This window comes from Campylobacter showae CC57C (genome assembly GCF_000344295.2).
GTDB classification, from domain to species: Bacteria; Campylobacterota; Campylobacteria; order Campylobacterales; family Campylobacteraceae; genus Campylobacter_A; species Campylobacter_A showae_B.
In genome coordinates this window covers 1-2,574 of record NZ_AOTD01000106.1, presented here as the reverse complement: position 1 = coordinate 2,574, position 2,574 = coordinate 1, and the positions used below count along the sequence as shown (strand labels likewise).

The window sequence follows — 2,574 nt, the reverse complement described above, 5'->3', positions numbered from 1 at the left end:
CTGAAGCGTTGTAAAGATCTCTTTAAATTTGTTCGCGTAGGTGCGCTCCTCTCGCTTCATCATGCGCGCGACTTGCATCGTGATAGTGGAGGCGCCGATACGGTTTTTATGCGTGAGGTTGTGCGCAGTCGCGCGGATCATGGCGAAGGGATTTACGCCGATGTGGTAGTAGAAAAATTTATCCTCAAACAAAAGAACGCTATCTTTTAGCGTCTGCGGGATGTTTTTAGCTTCAAATCTCCAAATTTCGTCGCTGCTGGGCCGAAGGGCTATGATTTGGCCGTTTTTGTCAAAAAGTATGAACGAATTTTCCCGCTTTAGCGCTTTCGTGTCAAGCGGATAGGCAAAGTCAAGCACCAAAAAAGCTACAAAGCAGAGCAGGGCAAAGGCGGCGGAAAATTTGATAAATTTAGCTAAAACTCTTTTCATTTCGCGATTATATCGAATTTGCGCGTAAAATCTCGAAAGATTAAATTTATGATAATTGATATATAATTTCAAATACTAATTTAAGTAAAGGAGATAAAGGCATGGAATATAGAGTAGAAAAAGACACGATGGGCGAGGTGAAGGTACCAAACGATAAATATTGGGGTGCGCAGACACAGCGCAGCCACGATAACTTCGAGATCGGAGTAGGGCTGGAGACGATGCCAAGGGAGGTCATAGAGGGCTTTGCCTATCTAAAAAAGGCGTGCGCGCTGGTTAATCGCAAGCTAGGCCGCCTAGACGAGCCTCGCACCGAGGCGATCGCGCAGGCGTGCGATGAAATTTTAAGCGGCAAGCTGGACGGAAATTTCCCTCTAGTAGTATGGCAGACGGGCTCGGGCACGCAGTCGAATATGAATTTAAACGAGGTCGTTTCAAACCGCGCGATGGAGATTTTGGGGCTAAATTTCCGCGATAAGGCGGCGCTGGACGTTAAAGACGCAAAATTTGTGCACCCAAACGATCACGTAAATAAAGGCCAGAGCTCAAACGACACCTATCCTACGGCGATGCGAATAGCCTTTGTGCAGCAGCTACAAAAAAAGCTGCTACCAGCAATCCAAAAGCTTGAAGCGACGCTGGATAAAAAGACCGCCGAGTTTGCGGGGATCGTAAAGATCGGCCGCACTCACTTGCAAGACGCCACACCGCTCACGCTCGGGCAGGAATTTAGCGGCTACGCGCATATGCTAAAGGCGAGTAAGGCGCAGATCCTAGCTACCGTGCCGTTTTTAGAGGAGCTTGCTATCGGCGGTACGGCGGTGGGCACCGGGCTAAACTCGCATCCGAAATTTAGCCAAATGGTAAGCGACGAGCTAAATGCGCTAACGGGCACGGCGTTTAAATTTAAATCCCATCCGAATAAATTTCACGGCCTAACCAGCCACGACGCCGAGGTGTTTTTAAGCGGCGCGCTAAACGGCCTGGCGGCAAATTTGATGAAGATCGCAAACGACGTGCGCTGGTTAGCAAGCGGGCCAAGATGCGGCATCGGCGAGATAAACATCCCCGAAAACGAGCCGGGAAGCTCGATAATGCCGGGCAAGGTAAATCCGACGCAGTGCGAAGCCGTCACGATGGTCGCCGCGCAGGTGATGGGCAACCACGTCGCGATCTCCATCGCCGCAAGCCAGGGCAACTTCGAGCTAAACGTATTTAAGCCGGTGCTTACCTACAACCTCATCCAAAGCATCCGCCTGCTAAGCGACGCGATGAACAGTTTTGAGAAACACTGCGCTTGCGGCATCACGGCAAACGAGGCTAAAATCGACAAACTGCTGCACGAGAGCCTAATGCTAGTAACCGCGCTAAATCCGCACATCGGCTACGCAAATGCCGCCAAGATCGCCAAAATCGCGCATCATAACGGCACGACGCTGCGCGAGGAGGCGATAAAATCGGGCATACTAACCGCCGAGGAATTTGACGTGTGGGTGGTGCCTGAGGATATGATCGCGCCGAAGGAGTAAATTCGGTCGCTTGATTTTTGGGCTCGGCGGGATTTGGGCGATTTTGCCGAGCCTTCTTTAAAATCCATAAATTTGAGTAAAATTTACGGTTGCGCCTTAAATTTTACTCAAATTTGCCGATATACTTTTAAATTTAAAGGTACGGCGATGGATGTAAAACTAAACATAAATTTAAACTCAAATTTGATGAGCGGCGGTAAAAGCTCTGCGACGACTAGCGCGGTAAATTTAAACGCGGGCGCGCTAAATTTAAAAAACGTAAATTTGCAAAGCGGAGATAAGGGCGATATCTTGCGCGGCGCGTCAAATTTGCCTAGCGGCGCAAACGAGGGCGAAAGCAGCGCCGATATCCTAAAAAAACAGCTAGAAAAACTGCAAAAACGACTAAAAGAGCTTGAAGCCGCGATAAAGCGGATAAGGGCGAGCAATAATCCATACGCAAAAGATATGGCGGCCTCGCTTGAAACGCAAAAGGGAGCGGTGTTTGCGCAGATAATGCAAATAAGCGCGCGAATTTTAGAAATGCAAGGCGGCCAGAGTAAAATTTGACGCCGTAAATTTGCATTTCAAATTTTAAAGCCTTGAAACCAATTAAGAAATAGGGCGATTTTGGTTT

3 protein-coding genes are annotated in these 2,574 nt (G+C 48.7%); 2 read left to right on the top strand and 1 reads right to left on the bottom strand.

Annotated features, from left to right (window positions below; genetic code table 11):
- A partial coding sequence (locus H740_RS04040) for a transglycosylase domain-containing protein (protein WP_002951589.1) occupies positions 1–429 on the bottom strand: 429 nt, incomplete at its 3' end.
- 101 nt (positions 430–530) lie between these two features.
- Between H740_RS04040 and fumC the strand changes: the two genes are divergently transcribed.
- On the top strand, positions 531–1,958 hold the full coding sequence (gene fumC, locus H740_RS04035) for a class II fumarate hydratase (protein WP_002951587.1): 1,428 nt from the start codon (positions 531–533) through the stop codon (positions 1,956–1,958).
- 33 nt (positions 1,959–1,991) lie between these two features.
- Positions 1,992–2,507, top strand: a complete 516-nt coding sequence (locus H740_RS04030) for a hypothetical protein (protein ID WP_002951586.1) — start codon at positions 1,992–1,994, stop codon at positions 2,505–2,507.
- The last annotated feature ends 67 nt before the right edge of the window (positions 2,508–2,574 follow it).